Origin of the sequence: Hydrogenophaga crassostreae (genome assembly GCF_001761385.1) — a bacterium.
GTDB lineage: Bacteria > Pseudomonadota > Gammaproteobacteria > Burkholderiales > Burkholderiaceae_C > Hydrogenophaga > Hydrogenophaga crassostreae.
The window spans coordinates 3,685,500-3,710,489 of record NZ_CP017476.1 but is presented as its reverse complement, the minus strand read 5'-3'; the positions used below and the strand labels follow the sequence as shown (position 1 = coordinate 3,710,489).

At 61.1% G+C, this 24,990-nt stretch carries 24 protein-coding genes and 1 tRNA gene; 11 read left to right on the top strand and 14 right to left on the bottom strand.

Going from position 1 to position 24,990, the window contains the following annotated elements; genetic code table 11:
* Positions 1-5 precede the first annotated feature (5 nt).
* Complete coding sequence (locus LPB072_RS17030; protein WP_066086016.1) at positions 6-974, bottom strand: dipeptidase; 969 nt, start codon at positions 972-974, stop codon at positions 6-8.
* 18 nt (positions 975-992) lie between these two features.
* A complete protein-coding gene (locus tag LPB072_RS17025; protein ID WP_066086019.1) occupies positions 993-1,880 on the bottom strand; it encodes a MurR/RpiR family transcriptional regulator in 888 nt (295 codons plus the stop codon).
* A gap of 360 nt (positions 1,881-2,240) precedes the next feature.
* On the opposite strand from LPB072_RS17025, the gene LPB072_RS17020 reads away from it, so the two are divergent.
* The 5 genes from LPB072_RS17020 to LPB072_RS17000 all read left to right on the top strand — a co-directional run bounded on the left by LPB072_RS17020 (position 2,241) and on the right by LPB072_RS17000 (position 7,904).
* Positions 2,241-3,833 carry an ABC transporter substrate-binding protein gene (locus tag LPB072_RS17020; RefSeq protein ID WP_066086022.1) on the top strand — a complete coding sequence of 531 codons (1,593 nt, stop codon included), beginning with the start codon at positions 2,241-2,243 and terminating at the stop codon, positions 3,831-3,833.
* A gap of 104 nt (positions 3,834-3,937) precedes the next feature.
* Positions 3,938-4,963, top strand: a complete 1,026-nt coding sequence (locus tag LPB072_RS17015) for an ABC transporter permease (RefSeq protein ID WP_066086025.1) — start codon at positions 3,938-3,940, stop codon at positions 4,961-4,963.
* Positions 4,963-5,823, top strand: a complete 861-nt coding sequence (locus tag LPB072_RS17010) for an ABC transporter permease subunit (protein WP_066086030.1) — start codon at positions 4,963-4,965, stop codon at positions 5,821-5,823. The genes LPB072_RS17015 and LPB072_RS17010 overlap by 1 nt, the downstream gene beginning before the upstream one ends.
* Before the next feature lie 147 nt (positions 5,824-5,970).
* Positions 5,971-6,945 (top strand): ABC transporter ATP-binding protein, encoded by a 975-nt coding sequence (locus LPB072_RS17005; protein WP_066086033.1) that lies wholly within the window; start codon positions 5,971-5,973, stop codon positions 6,943-6,945.
* Complete coding sequence (locus tag LPB072_RS17000) at positions 6,942-7,904, top strand: dipeptide ABC transporter ATP-binding protein (RefSeq protein WP_066086035.1); 963 nt, start codon at positions 6,942-6,944, stop codon at positions 7,902-7,904. Before LPB072_RS17005 ends, LPB072_RS17000 begins: the two co-directional genes overlap by 4 nt.
* On the opposite strand, the gene LPB072_RS16995 is transcribed toward LPB072_RS17000, so the two are convergent.
* Positions 7,905-8,738, bottom strand: coding sequence for an AraC family transcriptional regulator (locus LPB072_RS16995; RefSeq protein WP_066086037.1), 834 nt, complete (start codon positions 8,736-8,738; stop codon positions 7,905-7,907).
* Positions 8,739-8,823: 85 nt separating this feature from the next.
* Here LPB072_RS16995 and LPB072_RS16990 point away from each other — a divergent pair, with 85 nt between their 5' ends.
* Positions 8,824-9,372 (top strand): peroxiredoxin-like family protein, encoded by a 549-nt coding sequence (locus LPB072_RS16990; RefSeq protein ID WP_066086408.1) that lies wholly within the window; start codon positions 8,824-8,826, stop codon positions 9,370-9,372.
* Between the two features lie 516 nt (positions 9,373-9,888).
* Here the strand turns inward: LPB072_RS16990 and LPB072_RS16985 are convergent.
* The 4 genes from LPB072_RS16985 to LPB072_RS16970 are packed head-to-tail and all read right to left on the bottom strand — an operon-like array spanning position 9,889 to position 13,581.
* Positions 9,889-11,676 carry an ABC transporter transmembrane domain-containing protein gene (locus LPB072_RS16985; protein ID WP_066086039.1) on the bottom strand — a complete coding sequence of 596 codons (1,788 nt, stop codon included), beginning with the start codon at positions 11,674-11,676 and terminating at the stop codon, positions 9,889-9,891.
* A 49-nt stretch (positions 11,677-11,725) separates the two neighbouring features.
* Positions 11,726-12,319 carry a 2-hydroxychromene-2-carboxylate isomerase gene (locus LPB072_RS16980; protein ID WP_066086043.1) on the bottom strand — a complete coding sequence of 198 codons (594 nt, stop codon included), beginning with the start codon at positions 12,317-12,319 and terminating at the stop codon, positions 11,726-11,728.
* Between the two features lie 19 nt (positions 12,320-12,338).
* Positions 12,339-13,088, bottom strand: a complete 750-nt coding sequence (locus LPB072_RS16975; protein ID WP_066086048.1) for an SDR family oxidoreductase — start codon at positions 13,086-13,088, stop codon at positions 12,339-12,341.
* 31 nt (positions 13,089-13,119) lie between these two features.
* Positions 13,120-13,581 carry a MarR family winged helix-turn-helix transcriptional regulator gene (locus LPB072_RS16970; RefSeq protein ID WP_066086051.1) on the bottom strand — a complete coding sequence of 154 codons (462 nt, stop codon included), beginning with the start codon at positions 13,579-13,581 and terminating at the stop codon, positions 13,120-13,122.
* A 202-nt stretch (positions 13,582-13,783) separates the two neighbouring features.
* Between LPB072_RS16970 and msrB the strand changes: the two genes are divergently transcribed.
* The 4 genes from msrB (at position 13,784) to LPB072_RS16950 (ending at position 17,387) form a co-directional block, all read left to right on the top strand.
* Positions 13,784-14,281 (top strand): peptide-methionine (R)-S-oxide reductase MsrB, encoded by a 498-nt coding sequence (gene msrB, locus LPB072_RS16965; protein WP_066086056.1) that lies wholly within the window; start codon positions 13,784-13,786, stop codon positions 14,279-14,281.
* 21 nt (positions 14,282-14,302) lie between these two features.
* Complete coding sequence (msrA, locus tag LPB072_RS16960) at positions 14,303-14,896, top strand: peptide-methionine (S)-S-oxide reductase MsrA (protein WP_066086060.1); 594 nt, start codon at positions 14,303-14,305, stop codon at positions 14,894-14,896.
* A gap of 98 nt (positions 14,897-14,994) precedes the next feature.
* Positions 14,995-16,254, top strand: a complete 1,260-nt coding sequence (locus LPB072_RS16955) for a YjgN family protein (RefSeq protein WP_066086063.1) — start codon at positions 14,995-14,997, stop codon at positions 16,252-16,254.
* Complete coding sequence (locus LPB072_RS16950) at positions 16,254-17,387, top strand: M48 family metallopeptidase (RefSeq protein WP_066086066.1); 1,134 nt, start codon at positions 16,254-16,256, stop codon at positions 17,385-17,387. Before LPB072_RS16955 ends, LPB072_RS16950 begins: the two co-directional genes overlap by 1 nt.
* Before the next feature lie 207 nt (positions 17,388-17,594).
* Here the strand turns inward: LPB072_RS16950 and LPB072_RS16945 are convergent.
* A tRNA-Ser gene (locus LPB072_RS16945) sits at positions 17,595-17,682 on the bottom strand.
* Positions 17,683-18,004: 322 nt separating this feature from the next.
* Between LPB072_RS16945 and LPB072_RS16940 the strand changes: the two genes are divergently transcribed.
* Entirely contained in the window at positions 18,005-19,453 is a 1,449-nt protein-coding gene (locus LPB072_RS16940) for a sensor histidine kinase (protein WP_066086069.1), read from the top strand.
* Between the two features lie 55 nt (positions 19,454-19,508).
* On the opposite strand, the gene LPB072_RS16935 is transcribed toward LPB072_RS16940, so the two are convergent.
* The 6 genes from LPB072_RS16935 to LPB072_RS16910 form a co-directional block, all read right to left on the bottom strand.
* Positions 19,509-20,102 (bottom strand): LuxR C-terminal-related transcriptional regulator, encoded by a 594-nt coding sequence (locus tag LPB072_RS16935; protein WP_082876733.1) that lies wholly within the window; start codon positions 20,100-20,102, stop codon positions 19,509-19,511.
* Between the two features lie 269 nt (positions 20,103-20,371).
* A complete protein-coding gene (locus tag LPB072_RS16930; RefSeq protein ID WP_066086073.1) occupies positions 20,372-21,670 on the bottom strand; it encodes a tryptophan--tRNA ligase in 1,299 nt (432 codons plus the stop codon).
* A 16-nt stretch (positions 21,671-21,686) separates the two neighbouring features.
* Complete coding sequence (locus LPB072_RS16925) at positions 21,687-22,355, bottom strand: site-2 protease family protein (RefSeq protein WP_066086077.1); 669 nt, start codon at positions 22,353-22,355, stop codon at positions 21,687-21,689.
* A 120-nt stretch (positions 22,356-22,475) separates the two neighbouring features.
* On the bottom strand, positions 22,476-23,111 hold the full coding sequence (locus tag LPB072_RS16920; RefSeq protein ID WP_066086080.1) for an L-threonylcarbamoyladenylate synthase: 636 nt from the start codon (positions 23,109-23,111) through the stop codon (positions 22,476-22,478).
* A 62-nt stretch (positions 23,112-23,173) separates the two neighbouring features.
* Positions 23,174-24,097: a DMT family transporter gene (locus LPB072_RS16915; protein ID WP_066086082.1), complete on the bottom strand. Its 924-nt coding sequence runs from the start codon at positions 24,095-24,097 to the stop codon at positions 23,174-23,176.
* Complete coding sequence (locus tag LPB072_RS16910; RefSeq protein WP_231943563.1) at positions 24,097-24,882, bottom strand: PHP domain-containing protein; 786 nt, start codon at positions 24,880-24,882, stop codon at positions 24,097-24,099. The genes LPB072_RS16915 and LPB072_RS16910 overlap by 1 nt, the downstream gene beginning before the upstream one ends.
* Between the last annotated feature and the right edge of the window lie 108 nt (positions 24,883-24,990).

Here is a 24,990-nt window from a genome sequence, read left to right as displayed (position 1 = left end):
AAGGTTTAGCCACCCCACACATGGCGCGCAACCCGCGCCATGTTGCCGCCCATCACGCCGCGGATGTCTGTGTCACGCATGCCGGCCGCCTGCAATGCCTGAGGCAGGTCGGACCATGTGTCGAGCGGGGTATAGGTGATGCCTCTGATGCCCTGTCCGTAGCCCGCCGCTGCGGGCCACCAACGGCCCGGGTCGAAAGGTGGTGGCGGGTCGTCGGTCAATCCACTTTGCGAGAAGCCGATGTCCAGGCCCAGGCCCACGTGCTCGGCGCCCACCAGGTCTGCCACGTAGGCCGCATGGCGGGCGACATCGATGGCGCCCGGCTGGTCAATACCCAGAAACGGAGAGACTCCCGAGAGGCAGACCACGCCTCCCGTGGCTGCGCAAGCGCGGATCTGCTCGTCGCTGACGTTGCGCCCATGTTCCGCGAGCGCGAGCGGGTTCGCGTGGCTGAACACCACCGGGTGGCGTGAACGGGCCATGATGTCAAGGGAACTGCGGCGCTCGGTGTGGGCGCAGTCCATCAGCACGCCGGCATCGTTGACCGCGTCCACCATGCGTCGTCCTAGGGCCGTGAGCCCTTGCGGCGTGTCATGGCAACCACCGGCCACAGCGTTGTTGCGGTTGTAGGCGAAGTGGATCTGGCGTACCCCCAGATCGCGAAAGAGCGCGACCATGGCGGGCTGTTCCAGCAAAGGCAAGGCGCCTTCGAGGTCGAAACCCACGGCCAGTTGCCCGTTGACCCGTGCGCTCTCGATTTCCGACACCTTTTTCGGCAGCACATAGCGCTCCGGCTCAGCCGCCAGGCGGGCGCGAAACGCTGCGATCACCGGCAGGATCTGTGACAGTGGATTCATGTCCATGCCCACGTTGATGCTGACGTAGTGAACGCCCAGCGCCCGGTAGCGATCGAGTGGTTCGAAGCTGGCTTCAGGGTGCAGTGGCAGGCAGGTGTGGGCTTCCCAATGGATCATCTTGTGCGAGGGGCGAAATTATTTGGTGTAGTGGCCGAACGTGTCTTGCGCTTTGGACAGCTGTTTCAAATGCAGCGTCACGGTATCGCCGAGCTCGTCGATCACGTCTTGTACCAGCAGGTTGAGGCTGAAGTGCAGCGCGGTGCTGGGCCACAGGAACAGGTCGGGCTCCATGGGCAGCGCGACCACGTACGGCGTGATGTCACTGGCCCAGTCGCACAGGTCGTCGCAGAAAACCACGACCTCGGCGCCTTGCGCCTGCGCGGCGCGCGCCAGCAAAGGGCCGTTGCGCCCGTAGCGAAAGGTGTCGATCACGATCAGCACCTTGCTGCCGATGGGGTTGGTCAGAAGCTGGGCGTAGGTGCCGTCAACGCCGTCGAGCTCGTAGGCGTTGGGGCGGATGTAGTTGAGGCGCTGCACCAGGCCGTTGGCCAGGTAGCGCATGGTCTGGAAGCCGGCGGCGTAAACGCTGTCGGCCCGGGCCACCGCCTTGACGATGTGTTGCCACATGGGCTGGGTGCGCATCTCCGAGGCCTGGCGCATGGATTCCATCGCGTGGACGAACTGGGTGTGCTGGTCTTGTCGGCCCGGCGTGCGGCGAAATGACTCGAAGCGGGCCCCCACGGCTTCGGGGCTGCCATCATAAAACCGGCGTTTGGCCAGGTCTCTGGCGTCGGCAGCGCTGTCGAAACCGATCTTCTTGAAGAACCGTGTCACGGTCATGGGGCTGACGTGGGCCCGTTTGGCGATGACCGCGCTGTTGTCCACCGCTAGGGCATTCGGATTGGCGCTCAGGTAGGCGGCAATGCGACGCTCCAGCTTGGTCAGATTGATCGGGTAGTCCGTGCTGTCGAGGCGCCGCTTCACCTCGTCGATGAATGACGGGTCGCGGGTTGGTTCTTTCATATCATTTTTCGAGATTGGTATGAATATTGCATTATGTGTGACGGTGGGGCGCATAGAGCCGGGGCACTGCTTTTGGGGCGGCTCTGATCTGGATCAATGGATCGTTTCATTGGGAATACTGGTCGTGCCGGGAGGGAATTCCCTATGGGAAACAGGCTTAGACTTGTGCAATGATTTGACCATATCAATATCAAAAAATGATAGTGATAAATCAAAACGATGTGCACGTGGGTGTCTGTGGCCTGCCAGAACAGGGGCCGCTAGAGTGCTCCTCAAGTTGGCGCCTGGGTGACACCTTCGCGCCGTCAACATCAGCAAGCGGGAAATAGACTTCCCTTTTTATTTTTACGAGGACATTGCATGTTCAAGCTTAATAAAGTGATTCTGGCCCTGGGCCTTTCCGCCGCAGCGATGGTTTCGCACGCGGCAGGTACCCTTGTGTACTGTTCCGAAGGCAGCCCGGAAGGCTTTGACAACGCGCAATACACCTCAGGCACCACCTTCGATGCCTCGGGCCATGCGATGTTCAACCGGCTCGTGGGCTTCAAGAAGGGCACCACCGAGATCGAGCCCAGCCTGGCCACCGCCTGGAACGTGTCGGCCGATGGCATGACCTACACCTTCACGCTGCGCAAGGGCGTGAAGTTCCACAGCAACGACAGCTTCAAGCCCGGCCGCGATTTCAATGCCGATGACGTGATCTTCACGTTCAGCCGCATGATCAACAAGGACCTGCCGTTCAACAAGGGCTACCCCGCTGAATTTCCGTACGCATCCGACACGGGTATCGCCGACAACATCGAGTCGATCACCAAGACCGATCCGCTGACCGTGGTCTTCAAGCTGAAGAAGCCCGATGCCGACATGCTGGCCAAGGTGGCCATGCCGTTCGCCTCCATCCTGTCTGGCGAATTCGCCGCCAAGTTGCTGGCCGAAGGCAAAGCCTCCGAGATCAACCAGCAGCCCATCGGTACCGGCCCCTTCCAGCTGCGCCGCTACCAGAAGGACTCTCAGATCCGCTACGTGAAGCACAAGGACTATTGGGACGCCAAGAACGTTCTGGTCGACAACCTGGTGTTCGCCATCACCACGGACGCTTCGGTGCGCTACCAGAAGATGAAGGCCGACGAGTGCCAGATCATGTCCTACCCCAAGCCGCAGGACATTGCCGCCATGCGTGCCGAGTCCAACCTCAAAGTCGAGTCTGCGCCCGGTTTCAACATCGGCTACCTGTCGTACAACATGGAAAAGCCGTTGACCTCCAAGCCGGAAGTGCGTCAGGCACTCGACATGGCGATCAACCGCAAAGCCATTCTGGAAGCGGTGTACCAGGGCCAGGGCCAGGAAGCATCGAACCCGTTCCCGGCTTCCTTGTGGTCCTACAACACAGCCTTGAAAAACGCGCCTTTCAATCCTGAAAAAGCCAAAGAGTTGCTGAAAAAAGCGGGCGTGGCCGAAGGCACGGAACTCACCATCTGGGCCATGCCGGTGCAGCGCCCCTACAACCCCAACGCCAAGTTGATGGCCGAGATGATCCAGGCCGACTGGGCCAAGATCGGCATCAAAGCGAAGTTCACGACCTACGAATGGGGCGAGTACCTCAAGCGCATGAAGGCCGGCGAGCACGACACCGGCTTGATCGGCTGGACCGGCGACTACGCTTCGCCCGACAACTTCCTGGGCGTGTTGCTGACCTGTGAAGCCGTTGGCGGCTCCAACTACGCGCGCTATTGCAGCAAAGACTTTGACGCCCTGGTGCTCAAGGCCCGCAGCAGCACCGACCAGAACGAGCGCGTTGAGCTGTACAAAAAGGCGCAGGAGATTTTCAAGAAAGACATGCCTTGGTCCACCATCGCCCACTCGACGGTGAACCAGCCGATGAGCAAGCGACTCAACGGCTTCAAGATCAGCCCATTCGGCGATTACAACTTCGAAGGCGTGAGCGTCAAGTAAAGTCGGGCCCTTCAGGCACTTGACCTGAACCCCCAGGACAGGCGTCAATCATTTGACGCCTGTCCCTTTTTGCGCTTCTCAAAATCCATTCGAGGAACCTCCTCATGCTGAGTTTCATCCTCCGCAGGTTGCTGGTGCTGATTCCCACCATCCTGGGCGTCACGCTGCTGACCTTTTCCCTCATCCGTCTCATACCCGGCGATCCCGTGGAAGTGATGATGGGTGAACGCACGCTGGACCCGGAAATGCACGCCGCCGCTTTGGCGCGCCTGGGCCTGGACCAACCGCTGTATGTGCAATACGGCAGTTACCTGAATGCGCTGTTGCACGGCGATCTGGGGCAGTCGCTGAATACACAGGTCAAGGTCTGGGACGAATTCAAGAGCCTGTTTCCGGCCACGATGGAGCTGGCCATCATGGCGCTGCTGATCGCGCTGGTGCTGGGGATGATCGCCGGCGTGATGGCCGCCGTGAAGCGGGGCACCTGGCTCGACCACACGGTGATGACCGCGGCCCTTACCGGCTATTCGATGCCCATCTTCTGGTGGGGCTTGTTGCTGATTCTGATTTTTTCCGTGGGCCTGGGCTGGACGCCGGTGTCCGGGCGCATTGATTTGCTGTTCGACATCCCGCCGCAAACCGGCTTCATGATCTGGGACGCCTGGCTGGCCCAGAAGGCCGATCCCGAATACAACGCCGGCGCGGTGTGGGACGCGCTGCACCATCTGATCCTGCCCTCCATCGTGCTGGCCACGATTCCGCTGGCGGTGATTGCGCGCATGACGCGCTCATCGATGCTGGAAGTGTTGCGGGAAGACTATGTGCGCACCGCCAGGGCCAAAGGCCTCTCGCCTGCCCGCGTGGTGTTTGTGCACACGCTGCGCAACGCCTTGATTCCGGTGCTCACCGTGGTCGGTTTGCAGGTGGGCACGCTGCTGGGCGGCGCGGTGCTCACCGAGACCATCTTTTCCTGGCCTGGCATCGGCAAGTGGCTGATCGATGCGATCAGCCGGCGTGACTACCCGGTGGTGCAAAACGGCATCTTGCTGGTCGCCACGCTGGTGATCCTGACCAACTTCGTGGTGGACATTCTTTACGGCGTGGCGAATCCGCGCATTCGGGTGCAGTGATGAATTTCAAAGAATTCTGGCGCGCCTTCGCGCACAACAAAGGGGCTGTGGCCGGCCTGTTCTTCATGATCATCGTGGGCTTGCTCGCGATCTTCGCGCCCTGGGTGGCGCCGCACAGCCCGATCGAACAATACCGATCGAACTTTCTTCAGGCGCCGGTCTGGTCTGAGGGCGGTTCGTGGCAGTTTCTGTTTGGCACCGATGAGCTGGGCCGCGATCTGCTCTCGCGCTTGATCCATGGCGCGCGCCTGTCGCTGCTGGTGGGTCTGGTGTCGGTGGTGATGGCGTTGATCCCCGGTGTGATCCTGGGGCTCACCGCGGCGTTTGCCGGCAAATGGATGGACGCCGCCATCATGCGCGCCATGGACATCATGATGGCCTTGCCCTCGCTGCTGCTGGCGGTTGCCATCATGGCCATTCTGGGCCCTGGTCTGCTCAATGCCATGATCGCAATTTCGCTGGTGTCGCTGCCGGCTTATGTGCGCCTGGTGCGCGCTTCGGCTTTGAGCGAACTGCAGCGCGATTATGTGACGGCGGCGCGCCTCTCGGGCGCGCGCACACTGCGCCTGATGTTTGTGACCGTGCTGCCCAACTGCACCGCGCCTTTGATCGTGCACGCCACCATGAGCTTCTCGGCCGCGATTCTGGAAATTGCCGCGCTGGGTTTTCTGGGCCTGGGTGTGCAACCGCCCCTGCCCGAGTGGGGCACCATGCTGGCTTCGGCGCGCGATTACATCGAGAGCGCCTGGTGGGTCGTGACCTTGCCTGGGCTGACGATTCTGTTTTCGGTGCTGGCCATCAATCTGGTAGGCGACGGCTTGCGCGATGCGCTGGATCCCAAACTCAAGACGGCAAGTTGATATGGAACACCCCCGCCGTGTTTCCCGCGCCCCCCTCAAGGGGGCGACACCAGCCGCCTGGCCAAGCCGGTTCGGTGGTGTCCCTGGTTTGGCATTTCTTCTGCCCCGGCGCCTTGGCGCTTCGGTGGCATCTGTGGGACAAATGACATGAGTCTTTTAGACATTCAAAACCTGAGCGTCGAATTCGGCGCCAAGGGCCATGGCTTTCGGGCTGTGGACACGCTCGATGTGCAACTCGATCAGGGCCAGGTGCTCGGCATCGTGGGCGAATCGGGCTCGGGTAAGTCGGTCAGCATGATGGCCATGATGGGCCTGCTCGCGGGCCAGGGCCGTGTCAATGCCGACAAGCTGGTGTTCGACGGCAAAGACCTGTTGACCATTTCGGACCGCGATCGCCGCAAGATCCTGGGCAAGGACATGGCCATGATCTTTCAGGACCCCATGACCTCGCTCAACCCCAGTTTCACGGTCGGCTTTCAGCTGATCGAGGTGCTGAAGCAGCACATGGGCCTGCGCGGCGCGGCCGCCAAAGCGCGCGCGATCGAGCTGCTTGAGATGGTGGAAATTCCCGGTGCAGCGAACCGGCTGGAAAGCTATCCCCATCAGTTCTCTGGCGGCATGGCACAGCGCGTGATGATTGCCATCGCCATTGCCTGCAACCCCAAGCTGTTGATCGCCGATGAGCCCACGACCGCGCTGGATGTGACCATCCAGGCGCAGATCATGGAGTTGCTGGTGCAACTGCAAAAGGCGCACAACATGGCGCTGATTCTGATCACCCACGATCTCGCGGTGGTGGCCGAGGTGGCCCAGCGTGTGGCGGTGATGTACGCGGGTCAGGTGGTGGAGCAGGGCGATGTTTCGCGCATGTTCAGCGCGCCCACGCACCCCTACACGCGGGCGTTGCTGCAAAGCGTGCCCGAGCACAGCCGCGGTGCCAGCCGTTTGCACACGCTGCCCGGCATCGTGCCCGGTCAACACGACCGGCCTGCGGGATGCCTGCTGTCACCGCGTTGCCCCAAGGTGCAAGACCGTTGCCGCACCGAGCGGCCCGGCCTCTACGCCCAGGACGGGGTGCAGACGCGCTGTTTCTTTCCCATGACACCGCAGGAGTCGCTATGAGCCATCCGGTGATGACCGCCGAGTCGTTGACCCGGCATTACCACGTGTCGCAAGGCTTCATGAAGCCTGCGGTGACCGTCAAGGCCCTGGCCGATGTGTCTTTCAAGCTGGAGCAGGGCCGCACATTGGCGGTGGTTGGCGAATCGGGCTGCGGCAAGAGCACGCTGGCCCGCCAGCTCACGCTGATCGAGCCACCGACAGAGGGCCGCTTGCAACTGGGCGACGAGTGGGTGAAGCCGGGTGACAAAGCGCAATACAAGCGCTTGCGCAGCCAGGTGCAGATGGTGTTTCAGAACCCTTATGCCTCGCTCAATCCACGCCAGAAAATTGGCCATCAGATTGGGGAGCCGCTGCTGCTCAACACCGAACTGAGCGCTTCTGAGCGCAAAACAAAGGTGCTCGAGAGCCTGGAGCGCGTGGGCCTGCGCCCCGAGCACCACGACCGCTACGCCCACATGTTTTCGGGCGGACAGCGCCAGCGCATTGCGATCGCGCGCGCCATGGTCTTGCAGCCCAAGATTCTGGTGGCCGACGAGCCCACCTCGGCCTTGGATGTGTCGATTCAGGCCCAGGTCTTGAACCTGTTCATGGACTTGCAGGACCAGCTCAAGACCGCCTATGTGTTCGTCTCGCACAACCTCGCCGTGGTGGAGCACATTGCCAACGATGTGATGGTGATGTATCTCGGGCGGGTGGTGGAGTCGGGCCCCAAGCCCACGATTTTTGCCAACGCTCTGCACCCCTACACGCAGGCGCTGCTGTCGGCCACGCCGTCGATCGACCCGGCCCATCGGCAGAAGAAGATCAAGATCCACGGCGAGCTGCCCAGCCCGTTGAACCCGCCTTCGGGCTGTGCCTTTCACAAGCGATGTCCGCTGGCAGACGCTCGCTGTGAGACCGAGTTGCCGATGTTGCGCGAGTTGCAGGGCCGACAGGTGGCCTGCCACCATGCGGGCTGATCAGGCTTCCAGCGACGACCGGGCCTTGGACAGGGCGCGGGACAGCGCCGAGGCGTTGGTGTAGCCGGTGCGGCGCGCGGCGGTTTTCAGGCCGTCGCCGGAGGCCACGGCGCGTTGCGCGATGGCCAGCCTCAGCTGGGAAAGGTATTTGCCTGGCGTGGTGTTGAGTGCTTCGCGAAAACGGTTGGCAAACGCCGTGCGCGACATGCCCGCGGTGTCGGCCATGGTTTCCAGGCGCCAGTCGGCCTGGGGTTCGGCATGCAGCGCCACGAGGGTGCTGGCGATGCGCGGGTCGGACAGGCCATGCAGCAGGCCACTGCCGTGGCGTGGATGGGCCACCAAATGGCGCAGCAAGCCGATGAACAAAATGTCGCCCGCGCGGTCGAGCAAAAGGGGCTGGCCGCACCGCGGCTGGTTCAGCTCGGCGCGCACCAGGGTGATGACCTGCTGCAACGAGGCGTCGGCATCGGCCAGCGGCACCACCATCGGCTGGGCAAATTCGGCCAGCAACAAGGGGCCGACTGGTCCGTCGAAATGGGCGCGGGCGCAGAGCAGGCCGTCGGGTGTTGAAGCCCCTTCATTTGAGCGAATCAACTCGTGCGCCCCATCACCTCGGCAAATCACTATGGCCGGCGCCTTGGCCATCAGGCTGTTTCGGTGGTCGCTTTGCAGCTCGATCTCGCCAACCAACACCAGGTGCAGCCACAGGCCTGCCGTGGGCTCGGCGGGGAAGCGAAGCCGCGCCTGATCGGGTGACGATCGCATCACTTGCACCCGCGGCGCGAGCCCACCGAGCAAAGCGGAGAGTCGATCGAGGCGTGGGTTGGGGTTCATTTGTACGAATTGCAATTCAATGTGGATGAATGATTGTAAATCGTACCGGAGAATGGTTGTTCTTTCACCCTTCAAGGAATTTCACATGCGCGCTCAAGCCCTGTTGCCCCGTTACCCCGTACCCGCCCTCAACCTGCCGCTGACCAACGGCGAGCGTTATGTGCTTGGTGCCAATCCGGGCGAGAAATTCGACCTGCTGGTGTTCTACCGTGGCCTGCATTGCCCGATCTGCGCCAAGTACCTGCTGGAGCTCGAGCGTCTGGCCCCTGAATTTGCCAGCCGTGGCGTGCAGTTGGTGGCGATCAGCAGCGACACGGAAGAGCGCGGCAAGGCCATGGCCGAAAAAGTGAGCGCCAGCGGCGTCAAGGTCGCCTATGGTTTGAGCCTGCGCAGCGCCCGCGAATGGGGCCTGTACATCAGCGGCTCCACGGGAACCACTTCCATTGGCATTGAAGAACCTGAGCGCTTCAGCGAGCCAGGCGTGTTTATCGTGCGCCCAGACGGCACACTGCATTACGGCGCAGTGCAGACGATGCCTTTCGCCCGCCCGCAGTTTCAGGACCTGCTTGCTGCGATCGAATTCTCGATCAACAAGAACTACCCTTCGCGCGGCGAATATACCGGCGAGGTGTGAAGCAAACGCGCTGCGCGACCGCAGCGCAGGGCCGTCCCAAGCTGAATCAGCCCCCTCGGGGGGCAGCGACCCGCGCTGCGGCGGAGCGTGGGGGTCAGCGATTCAGCGCAGGGCCGCCCCAAGCTGAATCAGCCCCCTCGGGGGGCAGCGACCCGCGCTGCGGCGGAGCGTGGGGGCCATCGATTCAGCGCAGGGCCGCCCCAAGTGGAATCAGCCCCCTTGGGGGGCAGCGACCCGCGCTGCGGCGGAGCGTGGGGGTCAGCGATTCAGCGCAGGGCCGCCCCAAGTGGAATCAGCCCCCTTGGGGGGGCAGCGACCCCCGCTGCGGCGGAGCGTGGGGGTCAGCGATTCAGCGCAGGGCCGCCCCAAGCTGAATCAGCCCCCTCGGGGGGCAGCGACCCGCACAGCGGCGGAGCGTGGGGGCCATCGATTCAGCGCAGGGCCGCCCCAAGCTGAATCAGCCCCCTCGGGGGGCAGCGACCCGCGCTGCGGCGGAGCGTGGGGGCTATATATCCTTCAGGCTGTGAACTGCAGCGCCGCCAACCCTTCGTAAACACCGCCGCGCGCCACCAGCTCGGTGTGCGTGCCTTGTTCCACGATGCGGCCGTGGTCCAGCACCACGATGTGATCGGCACGCTGCACGGTTGCCAGGCGGTGGGCGATCACGAGGGTGGTGCGGTCGCGCATGGCGGATTCCAGTGCGGCTTGCACCACGCGCTCGCTCTGTGCATCAAGTGCGCTGGTGGCTTCGTCGAGCAAGAGCAGCGGCGGGTTTTTGAGCATGGCGCGGGCAATCGCGATGCGCTGGCGCTGGCCACCTGAGAGGCGCACGCCGCGCTCGCCCAAATAGGTGTTGTATTGCTCGGGCAGTTCCTTGATGAACTCGTCGGCAAAGGCGGCCACGGCGGCGGCTTTGACCTCTTCGTCGGTCGCATCCGGTTTGCCGTAGCGGATGTTTTCCATCGCGCTGCTGGAAAAAATCACCGGGTCTTGGGGCACGATGCCGACCCGGTCGCGCAAGCCTTCGAGGCTCAACTGGTTGATCGGCACGCCGTCAAGCTCGATGCCGCCCATCTGTGGGTCGTAGTAACGCAGCAGCAGGCCGAATACGGTGGTTTTGCCCGCGCCGCTCGCGCCCACCAGCGCCACGGTCTGGCCAGGGTGCACAAACAGGCTGAAGTCTACGAGCGATGGCTGGTTGGGGCGTGAGGGGTAGTGGAAGCCGAGCTTGTGGAAGGTGACCGCGCTGCCGCCTTCGGGGCGGGGCAGGGCCACCGGGTTGGCGGGAGACTGCACCGGCGACTCGCTGGCCAACAACTCCATCAGCCGTTCGCTGGCGCCTGCGGCGCGCAGCAAGTCGCCATAGACTTCGCCGAGGATGCCCACGGACCCCGCCAGGATGATGATGTAGACCACGGTCTGGCCGAGGTGGCCGGCGGTGATGTCGCCGTTGATCACGGCCTGTGTGCCCTGGTACAGGCCCCACAGCAGCAGGGCCGAGGTGGTGATGATGATGAAGGCCACCAGCACCGAGCGTGCGCTGGTGCGCTTGATGGCGGTTTTGAAAGCGCTTTCGGTGGCTTTTGAAAAACGTTGCGCCTCGCGCTCTTCGGCGGTGTAGCTCTGCACCACGGGAATGGCGTTCAACACCTCGGCTGCGATGGCGCTGGCGTCGGCCACGCGGTCCTGGCTGGCGCGCGAGAGCTTGCGCACGCGGCGACCAAACCACATGCTGGGCAACACCACCAGCAACAAGATGAGCAAGACCTGCGTCATCACATAGGGGTTGGTCCACACCAGCATGATCAGCGCACCAATGCCCATGACGGCGTTGCGCAAACCCATGGAGAGCGAGGAGCCGACCACGGTTTGCACCAGCGTGGTGTCGGTGGTCAGGCGGCTCAGGACTTCGCCGGTCTGGGTGGATTCAAAGAACTCGGGGCTCTGGCGCAAAACATGGCCATAGACCGCGTTGCGCAAATCGGTGGTCACCCGCTCGCCCAGCCAGCTCACCAGGTAAAAGCGCACGGCAGAGAAAATGCCCAGCGCGAAGGCCACGCCGAACAACTCCAGAAAGTGGCCGCGAAGTCCCATGGCCTGGGCGCTGCGGTCGCCGGCCACCAGGCCGCCGTCGATCAGTTGGCGCAAGGCCACCGGGAACACCAGCGTGGCCCCTGCGGCCAGCACCAGAAACAGCACCGCCGCCGCGATCTGCCAGCGGTAGGGCTTGATGAACGGTAGCAGGCCGCTCAGGGACTTGGGGTTGCTTGCCTTGGGGCGCTCGGACTCGATTTTTTGGCTCATAACCCGCTAGTGTGCCGGGTTTTCCCTTAAGCCTGAATGCAGGGTCCTTTTATCCCAGCGCTTCACGCACGAAATCGAGCCGGTCCTGGCCAAAAAACATCTCGTCGCCGACGAAGAAGCTGGGCGCGCCAAACACGCCACGGCGCACCGCTTCTTCGGTGGTGGCCACGAGTTGGGCTTTCACTTCGGGGTCGCTGACCAAAGCCATGAACTCGGTGGCATCAAACCCTGCAGCGGTCAACACCGTGGCCATCACCTCGGGATCACCCATGTTCACCGGCTGCGCCCACATGGCTTTGAACACCGCGCGCAGGTAATCGTTCAAACGCTCGGGCTGGCGCATTTGAATGCCGGTGGCGCCGCGCATCAAGGTCAGCGTGTTGATCGGGAAAAAGGGGTTGGGCTGGTAGGGGGCAAGGTAGCGCTGTGCCCAGCGCGGCAAATCGGTGCCCATCCACTGGCCTTTGGCCTGGACCGAGCCAGGACTCTGGTTGCCCGTGGCTTTGAACACGCCGCCGAGCAACATGGGGCGCCAGACGATGTTGGCTTTGGCTTCTTTGGCAATCGACGGCAACTGCGTGAAGGCGAGGTAGGCCGTGGGGCTGCCCACATCGAAGAAAAATTCAACAGCTTTGTGGCTCATGGGTAGGGTCTTTCAGGGGTTACCAGTTTTCTGACCAGGGGCGCAGATCGAGTTCGTGGGTCCAGGCGTTGCGGGGTTGCTGGTGCAAAGACCAGTAGGCGGCAGCGATGGCTTCAGGGGCCAATATGCCATCTTGCGCCTTTGTGGCGTAGCGTTCGGGAAAGTTGACGGCGATGAAGGCGGTGTCGATGGCGCCATCGATCACGAGATGGGCCACATGAATGCCCTGCGGCCCCAGCTCCCGCGCCATGCTTTGCGCCACGGCGCGCAGCGCAAACTTGGCGCTGGCAAAGGCGCTGAACCCGTTGCCGCCGCGCAGGCTGGCGGTGGCGCCGGTGAAGAATATGCTGCCTTGGCCGCGTGGGCGCATCACCCGAGCGGCCTCTCGACCGACCAGAAAACCTGAGAACGCGGCCATCTCCCAGACCTTGCGGAACACGCGCTCGGTGGTGTCGGTGATGCCAAAGTGCACGTTCGCGCCGATGTTGAACACCACCACCTCCAGGGGGCCGATCTCGCGCTCAATGCGCTCGAACAAGGCGATCACCTGGTCTTCCTTGCGCGCATCGCATGCCCAGCCTTCGGCCAGACCGCCGGCGGCGCGAATCTCGTTCACCAGGGGCTCCAGTGCTTCGGCGGTGCGCCGCACCCCGATCACGTGGTAGCCCTCGGCGGCAAAGCGGCGCGCGATGGCGCCGCCGGTGGCGTCACCGGCGCCGACGATGAGGGCGGTGCTGGGTTGGGTCGAGGTTGAGCGGTGTGTGGTCATGGGGGTGGTGAATTTTCAGGGGGGCAAAAAATCAAACGGGGTTGCCAGCGCCGTCGTTGGGCGCGAGCAAGGCCATTGAGTCCTGGATCAGCGCGTGCAAAGCAACCACCCGTTCTTCGCCCAGCGTGGCATTGAGACGCAATTGCGCCGCCTTCCAGTGTTGTTTGGCTTCGGCGCGTTTGGCCACGCCTTCGGGGGTGAGCATCACACTGCGGCTGCGACCGTCTCTGCCGGCAGCCATGCGCATCCACCCGGCCGCGATCAAGGGCTTGAGGTTGCGGGTGAGCGTTGAGGCGTCCATCTTGATGGCTGCAGCGAGGTCGGCTGGCCGCGATGGTCCCAATTTCAAGGCGAAACTCAGCAGCGAGTACTGGGTGGTTTTGAGACCGGCGTGCGCCAGTTCGGCGTCGTATTGCTGGGTAACGCGCCGCATCAATTGGCGCAACTGGAGGTTGGTACAACCTTGGGGCTTGGGTGTTGTGGTGGCGTTCATGTTGCTCGGTCAACAGATGTAATTGCAATGATTGTAGATGCAATGAAATGAAGGAGGCGCTCCTGGGGGTACTTTCGGGGCTTGTTCGTGATTCATCCACTACCCGCATGATGTGGGTCTTGGACGGGGCATGTAAGAAAACCGAATCCAGTGCGACCCAGGTGCATGGCGGCCTTGCCGACCCTTACCAAGGAGAAATTAGATGGAACGCAGAACGATGCTTAAAACCCTTTCGGCCTGGATGGCGGGCGCCGCCGTACCCGTCGTTGCGACGGCCGCACCACCCATGCCACTGAAAAAAACAGCGGTTGAATGGAAATCCCTGGTTTCGCCGGCGGCCTACCAGGTCTTGTTTGAAGAAGGCACCGAGCGCGCAGGGAGCAGCGCGCTCAACGGTGAGAAACGGCCGGGCACCTTTGTTTGCGCGGCGTGTAGCCTGCCGCTGTTTGACGCAGCCCACAAATACGAAAGCGGAACAGGCTGGCCCAGTTTCTGGCAGCCCCGGCCCGATGCCATCGGGACCTCCACCGATTTCAAAATGATTCTCCCGCGCACCGAATACCACTGTGCCCGCTGCGGTGGTCACCAGGGCCATGTGTTCAACGACGGCCCAAAACCCACAGGCAAGCGCTACTGCAACAATGGTGTGGCATTGGCCTTCGTACCGCAAGGCGAGGCATTGCCCGCCTTGCGCAGCTGAACCATTCAACAGGAGAAACCGATGTCCATTTCATGGTTCAAACCCCTGGCCGCTGGCGCGGTTGCAGCGGCTGGCCTTGCAGCGAACGCGGCGCATGCTGCGACGGCCACCGCCGTTTTTGCCGGCGGCTGTTTTTGGTGCACCGAGTCCGATTTTGAGAAACTGCCTGGCGTGGTGAAAGCCGAGTCGGGCTATACCGCAGGCAAATTGGCGAACCCCACCTACGAGCAGGTCAGCAGAGGCGGTACCGGCCACACCGAGGCTGTGCGGGTCACCTACGACCCGGACAAGGTGAGTTACGCCAAGTTGGTCGAGTATTTTTGGCCCACGATCGATCCGACCGAAAAGAACCGGCAGTTTTGCGATATCGGCGACCAATACCGCTCCGGTATCTATTGGGGCAACGATGCCGAACGCAAAATCGCTGAGGCCAGTCGCGACGCATTGCTCAAGTCTGGGCGTTTCAAAACCATTTACACAGAGCTGGCACCGGCCTCGACCTTTTATCTGGCAGAGGACTATCACCAGGACTATTACAAGAAAAATCCTGTGAGGTACAACTACTACCGCCTCAGCTGCGGCCGTGAAGCCCAGCTTGATCGTGTCTGGAAGTGAGGGGCTCGAAAGGGTTTGTGGCGCTTGCGTCGAGCTGTACAACCATGGTGTTAGCATTCCCGCCAAATTCAGATTGACAGGCGGGAGAACAACAGACCATGGCAAGCAACGGGCCCGATGACTTTGCGCAGACCGAGATTTTCAAACCCGAAGGGGCCCCTGCGCAGGCTGCCCAAAACAGCTCACCGGGAAATGTAGAGACGCTGAACATCCATTTCACGGGCTCTGGCAGCGAGTATTTCCGGATCTGGATCGTCAACCTGTTGTTGACTCTCGTCACACTCACGCTGTATTTGCCTTTCGCCCGCGCCCGGCGCATGGCCTACTTCCAGAACAACACCTTTGTGGGGCAAGACCCGCTGGGGTTTCATGCCGATTCCTGGAAGATGTTTCGTGGCTACCTGGTGGTGGCGGCGTTTGGTATCGCCTATTGGGCTGTGACCAACTTCTTGCCATCGTTTGGCTGGATCGCTTTGCTGGTGTTCATGGCTCTGTGGCCATTGCTGTGGCGCGCATCATTGCAGTTTCGCTTGCGCAACACGAGTTGGCGAGGGGTGCGGCTGGCTTTTCTGGGCGATACCAAAGGGGCTTATTCGGCCATGCTGCCGTTCTTTCTGCCGGCCCTAGCCTTTGTCGGGCTTTTGCCTATCGATCCCAACGATCCCAATGTTGCCTCGGTTGACGAGAACCAGCTCAAGATCATGTTTGCCGCGGCTGGCGTGATCGTGGTGGGTTTTGTGTTGTTGATGCCGTGGTTTTGGAAGCGCTTGAAGACTTACCAGCATGGTGGCTACGCGTTCACCCAGGAGCGGGCTGATTTCACCGCCACTGCTGGGCAGTTTTACAAGCTGTATTTCAAAGTTGGGGGTGTGGGTTTGCTGGTCCTGGCCGGCATGGGAACCTTGATTTCTGCAGGCCTGGTGGCTTTCGCTGGCGCTTCGATGAGCAACCTGGACGCAGCTGCGTTGAGCTCGGGCTCTTGGTCGGTGATGATGATCATTGGTGGGGTGGTGATGGCGCTGTACATCGTTGTGCCTTTGGTCGTCGGCGCGTATGCCGGCTCGCGCATGCAAAACCTCTTGTGGTCCAACACCCAGAGCCAGCGTCTGCGTTTGCACAGTGATTTGCGCATGTGGCCCTTGCTGCGCATGAGCCTGGTGAACTGGTTGCTGATCGTGATCACTCTGGGCCTCTTCTGGCCCTTCGCCAAGGTTCGGCTGTCCCGTCTCAAGCTGGAATCCATGTTGGTTGAGATCGAGGGGAATGTTGACGACTGGGTTGCCCAAGCGAGCCAGGACCCTCAAGGCGCCCTGGGCGATGCGGCTGGCGATTTCTTCGGCATCGACATGGGTCTGTGATGTTGCCTTCAAACCCTGAACTTGCCTCGGCCTGGTTTGATGGACGCAGCCCGCGACCGCATCGCGTGTGGCTGCGCTGCCAGGGCAATGAACTGTTTGTTCGTTTTCAGGAAGCGTCTGGCTCATCCACCCAACGCCATCCCTTGAAAGATGTGCGCTGGCCCGAACGCCGCTCACACGGTGCTCGTCAGGCCGAGTTGCCCGATGGCAGTTTGATTCAACATGCCGATGCAGGCGAGTGGGACGCATGGGCGCATCCCAATGGTCTGGGTGAAAGCACGGTCGTGGGGTGGATGCAAAGCTGGCGTGGCGCGCTGGGCGCCATGGCCGGAACGGCCGCTTTCCTGGTCGTGGCTTGGGTGTGGGGCGTGCCATTGCTCTCGACAGCGATTGCCCACAGCATTCCGCATTCGGTTGAGGCACGCATCGGCGAGGTGAGCCTGAAACAAATCGGCGGACTGTTCTTGGAACCCAGTGAGTTGCCTGTCGCGCAGCAGGACGTTCTGCGCAAGGCGTTTGAGCAACTGGTTCAAAACGCCTACACGGAAGGCGGTGCGCCGGCCTGGCAGTTGTCCTTTCACGCAAGCAAGGCGCTGGGGCCCAACGCCTTCGCCTTGCCGGGGGGCTACATCGTGATCACGGACGACCTGGTGAAGATGCTGGATGATGTGCCCGACGCCACCTTGGGCATCCTGGCACACGAACTGGGCCACGTGCAGCACCGCCATGGTCTCGATCTGATGGTGCGCGCTAGTCTGGTGAGTGCGATGGTGGGATTGGTGGTCGGTGATGCCAGCGGCTTTTTGGCGACCGTACCTGCCACCTTGGCCACACAGGCCTATTCACGAGACGCTGAACGCCAGTCTGACGCCCAGGCGGCAGCCATGCTGCACGCCAGTGGACTGTCGCCTGCTGTCATGGCGACTTTCTTCGAGCGGCTTCAGGCGAAGGCAGAGCGGGGTGAGTCTGCGGAGTCAGGTGTGCGTGGTGACAGCGCCGAACCAGAAAGCGATCAAGGCGGTCAGGACGAAGGCCGTGCATCGCTGCCCATTTCAATTTCCAGTCACCCCGATCACGCCGAACGCATCGGTTTTTTCAGAAACTGGACGCCATCGGGGCAAGGCTTTCAATAGTGAGGGCCTTTAATCAGCCTTGAGTCGACCAGATCTCCGGGGCAACCACCAGTGCCGGAGGCGTCGGCCTGCGCCGAACCCCGACCCGCGCTTCGTCAGCGAATGTGATCGGACTGCCGGAGGAGGGGCTGGCACAGTCGGCTACAGGTGGGCACCAAAAGGAAAGGCCCGTGCTGCATTCTTTTGCAGCTACGGGCCGTTCATTTCTGGAGGAAGAGGTGGGATTCGAACCCACGGTACCTTGCGGTACTCCTGATTTCGAGTCAGGTACATTCGGCCACTCTGCCACTCTTCCGTGTCTCTTGCTTTGGTCAACGGGCATTGTATGGGAACAGCGCTCCAGATGACTTCGCAAATCCTTGCAAGACCGGACTTCGTTGGGCTGTCGATATTCACGGCCAACTTCAGTCTGTTGCGCGCCCGGCTGTCAGGAGGCTGCATCCATGGGTTTTGGTGCATCCGACCATGATTGCCTTGTTGCCTCTACGCGTCGAAGCCGAGATTCTAGCAGGCCTTTGCGCCAGACGTCCCTTGAAATGGGGGGCGATCGAGATCCTCACTTTTTCGCCCGGAGGCGGTCTCGATGCGACAATGAAGCACGTACGTCTCAAGCAACCATGTTAGTAGACACCCAACCCGCGACCCACCAACACCAGCCCGCTTCAGCCGAGGTGAGAGACCTGTGGGTGAACACGCGGCTGATCGGGGTGTTGATGGACAATCTGGGCTCCGCCGTGTTTGCATCGGTAATGGCTTTGCCTGTCATTGTCTTTCTTCTGGCAAGCGAGGTGGCAACAGTGTCCTTGGTGGTGTGGGCCGTGATTGCATTCTCGCTTGCGGTTTACCGGTATTGGCTGATTTCGGTTTACCGCTTGCAATACGACAGCTATGAAGGCCCTCAAAGGCAGCTGTTCGCCGATCGCTACGGTTGGACCTGGGGTGCATCTGGTCTCATCTGGGGTGGTGTGACTTTGCTTGTCTACCTGCAAGCCAGTGCCTCCTCGCAGTTTGTCTGCGGACTCCTGATCTTGGGCCAGGGCATTGTCTCGTTGGGGTCCTTCAGCTCCTATTTGCCAGCTCTCAAGTCCTACCTTTCTTCGTTGACCGCATCAACGGCCTTGGGCATAGTCGTGAATCTGGGGTTGAACGATTGGGCCTATGTGTATTGGCACCAGACCGTGGCACTGTTGATTTTGCTGGGCATTTTCTGGCATTTGACCTACAAGATGGGGGTGCGCCTCAACGCGGTTCACCGTTCGAGTTTTGAGTTGCAGTTTTCCAATGAAGAGCTGATCGAGTCGTTGACCCAGCAAACCCGGGCTTCGTTGAGGGCAGTGGCCGCAAAAAACCGGTTCCTGGCTTCTGCAGCGCACGATTTGCGGCAGCCCGTTCATGCATTGAGTCTGTATGCCGACTGGCTGGTGACTGAGCCAGAGATGGCCCAGGATATTGCCCCACGGATGTTGCAGTCCACAAGGGCCATCAATGAGCTGTTTGACTCTTTGTTTGACTTGACCCGCATCGATGCGGGCAACTACAAGGTGCACCTGCAGTCGGTGGATGTGCCAAAGCTGTTTGAAGAACTCGTCACGCAGTTTGCCCCGGTGGCAGCAAACAAGTCGTTGCGCCTGCGAACGCACTCCAGGTCACGCTCCATTTGGGCCGACCCTGTTGTCTTGCGGCGCATTCTGGGCAATCTGGTGTCCAACGCGCTCAAGCACACCAGCAAAGGTGGTGTGCTGGTGGGCTTGCGCCAACGCGAGGCATCGCTTGTTTTCGAGGTGTGGGACACGGGTGTGGGCATTGCCCATGAGCACCAGATGGCGATTTTTCAGGAGTTCTTTCGCGTCTCACAACACCAGGGCACGGAGGACAGCCTGGGTCTGGGTTTGACCATTGTGTCCAAGCTGACCACGCTCATGGGCTACCAGTTGGCGGTGTCGTCGCAGGAAGGTCGTGGGAGCGTGTTTCGTGTGATGCTGCCCGCTTACACACAGTCGGTGGCGGCACCGGATCCGGTGATGCCCGAGGTGGTCTTGAGTTCAGAGTTCGGCGTGCTGGAATGAAAAAAGCCCGGCAAGTTGTTGCCGGGCTTTTCTGACGGGTTGACGGGCGTCTGAATCAGAGCTCCAGCAATCCGGCGGTCCGGGCCAAATGGCTTGCCTGTGAGCGGCTCTTGACGTTCAAGCGGCGGAACAGGCGCCACAGGTGAACCTTCACGGTGTGCTCGCTGATTTGCAATTGCTCGGCGATATCCCGGTTAGACAGCCCGCGATCAAGCATGACCAGCAATTGCTTCTGGCGTTTGGACAGCTTGTCTGGAATCGTGGGTGCGTTTTCATCTTCAACCTCTTCGGCCAAAAATTCACGCAATACCTTGCCAATCTGTGCGGCACCCGCCGATTTTTCTACGTAAGCATCAGCACCCGCCTCGCGAGCGAGTTCTTCGTAGTCGGAGGCCGGTGAGGCCGACAAGACGATCAAAGAGGTGTCTGGCAGCATCTGGCGCACTTCTCGCACGCCGGATACGCCGTTGGTGTCGGGTAGCTTGAGGTCGAGGCAAACCAACTCAGGCTCTCCGTGTTCAGCAATGGCCTTGCTGACTGTCGCCAACCGCTCCAGCTCAATCACTTGAGTCGAGGCGCGTAAGCGGCGAAGAAGCATAACGACGGCTTCGCGCATCAGCGGATGGTCGTCAATTACAAAAATACTCATGGTCGGGCTCGATAAATTGCGTGTTGATAAGTAAGCCTATCGGCAGATCAATGCTTTGACCTTAGCGATAAACGTTCGAATTCAACCCTTATTTCTAGTTTTAGAGAGACTTGTCGATCAGGGTAGACCTTTTTTAGTCGGGAGTAAATGCCAACAGGGCCTGATACGGTACGACTCAGGCGGTTAGCCAGTCGTTGCTTGTGCAGATCACGCCCGTGAAAAAAGTGACAGGCGTGTACAGACATGCATGGTAGTACTTTGAAATGCCTTTATTCGGCGGCGGCCTGCAGTTCCTTCAACGCGGCGACGAGCGGTGCTTCATCGGCTTGATATGCAAGATGGGATTGCAGAGGCGTTAACCCGGCCGGGCCATCTTTGCGCAAGCGGCCAATGGCCAGGCCCGCCTCTTTCGGAGACTCGAACCCATGGCTCTGCAGCAGCAGTTGCCCTTGTGCATCGAGCATTTTGAAGTGGAAGCGGCCGTCTTCTTCCCGGTACTGCTTGAAGCTCGGCAGCGTTGTTTTGCTGTTGGCAGGCTTAGCGCTGGTGGCAGTCGCGACTTGGCTGAGTGAGCGCAAACCCACGGCATTGCGCAGGCGCGCGGTAAAGGGTGTTGCCACGGCGCGCGCCTTCTCTGCCCCCATCTTTAGTGAGCGCTCGATACTGGCAGGGTTCTGAATGAGCTCGTCGTAGACGGTTCGCATGGGCGCGATTTCCCGGTCCAAACGCTCAAACAGCTGTTCTTTTGCATCACCCCAGGCAATACCTTCCCGGTATTGCTGTGCGAATGCGGTGGTTTCCTCGGCCGAGGCAAACGCCTGGTACAGCTGGAACAGCGCGGAACCCTCGGTGTCTTTGGGTTGTCCAGGCGTGCGCGAGTCGGTCACGATGCCCATGATGAGCTTGCGCAACTGGTTGCGCGGAGTGAACAACGGAATCGTATTGTCGTAGCTTTTGCTCATTTTGCGGCCATCGAGCCCGGGCAGGGTGGCCACGTTGGCTTCGATGGCGGCTTCCGGCAGCGTGAAATGTTCGCCGTATACGTGGTTGAAGCTGGCGGCGATGTCGCGGGCCATTTCAATGTGTTGAATCTGGTCGCGTCCCACGGGTACTTGATGGGCGTTGAACATCAGGATGTCGGCGGCCATTAGCACTGGGTACATGAACAGGCCGGCGGTCACCCCGTGGTCAGGGTCCATACCGGCAGCCGCGTTTTTGTCGACAGACGCTTTGTAAGCGTGGGCGCGGTTGAGCAAGCCCTTGCCGGTCACGCAGGTGAGCAGCCAGGTGAGTTCGGGAATCTCTGGAATGTCGGACTGACGGTAGAAGGTGACCTTTTCCGGATCAAGGCCGCAGGCCAGCCAGGTGGCGGCAATTTCCAGCGTGGAGCGCTGAACGCGTGCGGGTTCGCCCGTTTTGATCAGGGCATGGTAGTCGGCGAGAAAATAAAAACTCTCGACGTTGGCGAGGCGGCTGGCGCGCACTGTCGGGCGCACCGCGCCCGCGTAGTTGCCCAGATGGGGTGTGCCGGAGGTGGTGATGCCGGTAAGGACGCGTTGGATGCTCATGGAGGGATTGGCGTGTTCAGGTCAAGAGCAGTACGAAGGGTGTGAGCAAAAGCTTGATTGCGCCGTAGGTGACGTTTATCAGCGGGAGCAGCCAATAGGTGGACACCAAGCCGGTGATCACCAAGGCCATCACAATGAAAAATCCATAGGGTTCAAGGCGAGAAACAGCAGCGGCCTGTTTCCATGGCAGCAAGCCCACAAGGATGCGGCCTCCGTCCAGCGGCGGCAGGGGAAACAGGTTGAAGGCATACATCACCAGGTTCCACAACACGCCGGCGCGGCAGACCAGATGAAAGTACTGCTCCTCTACAGCCATTGCGCTCAACAGCAATGCCGCTATGGCCCAGGCAAAAGCCTGCACCAGATTGGCAGCCGGCCCGGCCAGCGCCACCCAGATCATGTCGCGTTTGGGGTTGCGCAGGCGGCCGAAGTTCACGGGTACCGGTTTGGCATAGCCGAACATGAAGGCCCCAGAAGTGGCGAAGTACAGCATCAGAGGCATGGCAATGGTGCCTATCGGATCGATGTGTTTCAGGGGGTTGAGTGTGATGCGGCCCAGCATATGGGCCGTGTTGTCACCAAAATGCCGGGCTGCGTAGCCGTGCGCCGCTTCATGCAGCGTGATGGCAAACAACAGCGGAATCGCGTTGACTGTGATGGCTTGAATGATCTGTGCGAAATCCATGGGCAGAAAGGGGCCGCGTTGCGCCAACAGGGCGTTGACGGGGCTGTATTGTCCCAGATGATGCTTTTGCCTATCGCAATCGGCGAAACACGGGTTCGAATAGCGGGAGCCGAGAGTGCACTAGAGCCCCAGGGGCTCCAATGCCCCATGGCCCAAGCGCACCACTTCGGGGTCGCCGCCGCTGCCCATTGGGGTCAGATCGATCACAGTGGTTGGCGCCAGCGCACAGGCCCCTGCGTCGATGACGCCGGCCAGCTCGTGCTCGAAGCGTTCGCGGATGGCATCGGGTTCGTTCCAGGGTTCGGTCTCGCCGGGGGGAATGAGCGTTGTGGCGAGCAGCGGCGAGTCGTGCATTGCCAGCAGCGCTTGCAGCGTGGGATGTGCAGGCACGCGCAGGCCGATGGTTTTGCGTGACGGATGGCTGAGTCGGCGTGGCACTTCTTTGCTGGCTTCCAGAATAAAGGTGTAAGGCCCAGGTGTGGCGAGCTTGAGCAAGCGGTATTGGCGGTTATCCACCTTCGCGTAGCTGGCAAGTTCGCTCAGGTCGCGGCACAGCAGCGTGAGGTGGTGTTTGTCGTCAACCTGGCGGATGCGCCGCAACCGGTCGGCGGCAGCCTTGTCGTCAAGGTGGCAGACGAGGGCGTAGCTGGAATCGGTGGGAACGGCCAGCACGCCACCTTTCTCCAGCAGTTGCACCGCCTGTTTGAGCAGGCGCGGCTGTGGGTTTTCGGGGTGGACTTCAAAGAACTGTGACATAGGGTGCTATTGTGCCGCGCCAGTGGATGACCTGACCTTCGACGCCTCCATGCCTCGCCCGATCAGGGTTCCGGTGGCGTGAGGGGCAGCCGTGCTTCACGAGCGGTGAGCCACCCTGCGCCGGCACCGCAAGAAGCGATCAATGCAATGCCGCAGAGCTCCATCACACTGGGTACGTGGTCAAAAACCCACCAGCCGCACAACATGGCGAACCCGATCTGGGCATACAGGTAGGGCGACAGCGTGGAGGCGGGTGCGCGTGCGAAAGCCAGGATGAGAAGAAAATGGCCGACCGTGCCCATGAGCCCGATCAAACACAGCAGCGCCAGAATCTGGATGTCTGGCATGGATTGCCACACCCATGGCAGGACTGCGCTGGTGAGCAAGGCCCCCACCCATCCTGTGTAGAAGTGCATGGTCATGGGATCTTCTGTGCCAGCCATTTTTCGGGTCAATATCTGAAACCATGCATAGACGAACACCATCAGCAGAGGCACCAGACTGGCCCAACCCACCACGTCTTCGCCTGGTTGAACGACCAGCAGCGCGCCCAAAAATCCGCCAGCGACCAGTGCCCAGCGCAGCATTGAGATTTTTTCCTTGAGAAAAAGGGCCGCCAGCAGGGTGACGACCAGGGGCGTGGTCATGACAAAGGCGGTGAACGCACCAACAGGCATGAATTGCACGCCAAGGAATGACAATCCGCTGACGGTGAGAAGCAGGCCGCCGCGCAAAAGCTGAAAACGTGGGTGCTCCGTTTGCCACAGGCTGCGCCCCCGCTGGGGCAGCATCACCACCGAGACGGCCAGAGCCTGAAAGAGGTAGCGGAACCAGACTGCGACCAAAATGGGGACAAAGGGCCCGACATACTTCACGCTCGTATCGAGCACCGCGAAGCAGGCCACGGCCATGATCAAGAAAACGATGCCTTGCGCGCTCGCCTGCGCTATCGGCGCGTTGTCCGCCGTGCCGGGGCCAAGCGACATCAGTGCACGCGGGATTCGAGCAACGACCAGACCGGGGTGAGCGAGCCGGGCAAGTCGGGCAGCTTGCCCAGATCGATGCGGCTCTCTGTCGGGCTGTGGAAATCGCTGCCTCGCGAAGCCACGAGTTCGAATTCGTTGCAGTAGTCGGCGTACTTGACGAAGTCGGCTGGGCCATGTGAGCCGGTGATCACTTCAACACCCTGGCCGCCATGGTTTTTGAACTCGGTGAACAAGGCAAATTCTTCGTTGGCCGTGAGTGCGTACCGGCCGGGGTGGGCGATGACGGCCACGCCGCCGGCGCCTGTAATCCAGCCCACGGCTTCACTCAGTTTGGCCCATTGGTGGGTCACATAGCCTGGCTTGCCATCGGCCAGGTACTTGCGAAACACCGCGTTGGTGTCGGGGCAGAAACCCGCTTCCACAATGTAGCGGGCGAAATGGGAGCGCGAGATCAGATCGGGGTTGCCCACAAACTTCATTGCGCCTTCGAATGCGCCTGGGATGCCGGCTTTGGCCAGTTCATCGCTCATCTGGTGGGCGCGTTCTGTTCGCCCGGCCCGGGTGGTGTTCAGGCCTTTGAGCAAGGTGGCGTCGGTGTGGTCGAACCCCAGGCCGATGATGTGCACCGTGGTGCCCACAAAGCTGACGGATATTTCGGTGCCAGTGAGAAACGGCAACGCTTGCTGGCGGGCAGCAGCAAGGGCGCGGTCCAGTCCACCGGCTTCATCGTGGTCGGTCAATGCCCATAGCTCGACGCCATTGGCTTTGGCTCGCTGGGCCAGCATTTCAGGCTCCAGCGTGCCATCGGACACCACGGAGTGGCAATGGAGATCGGCGTTGGTTAGTGCGTTGTTCACGAAGCGATTTTAGGAGGCAGGAAGGCACCGATACGG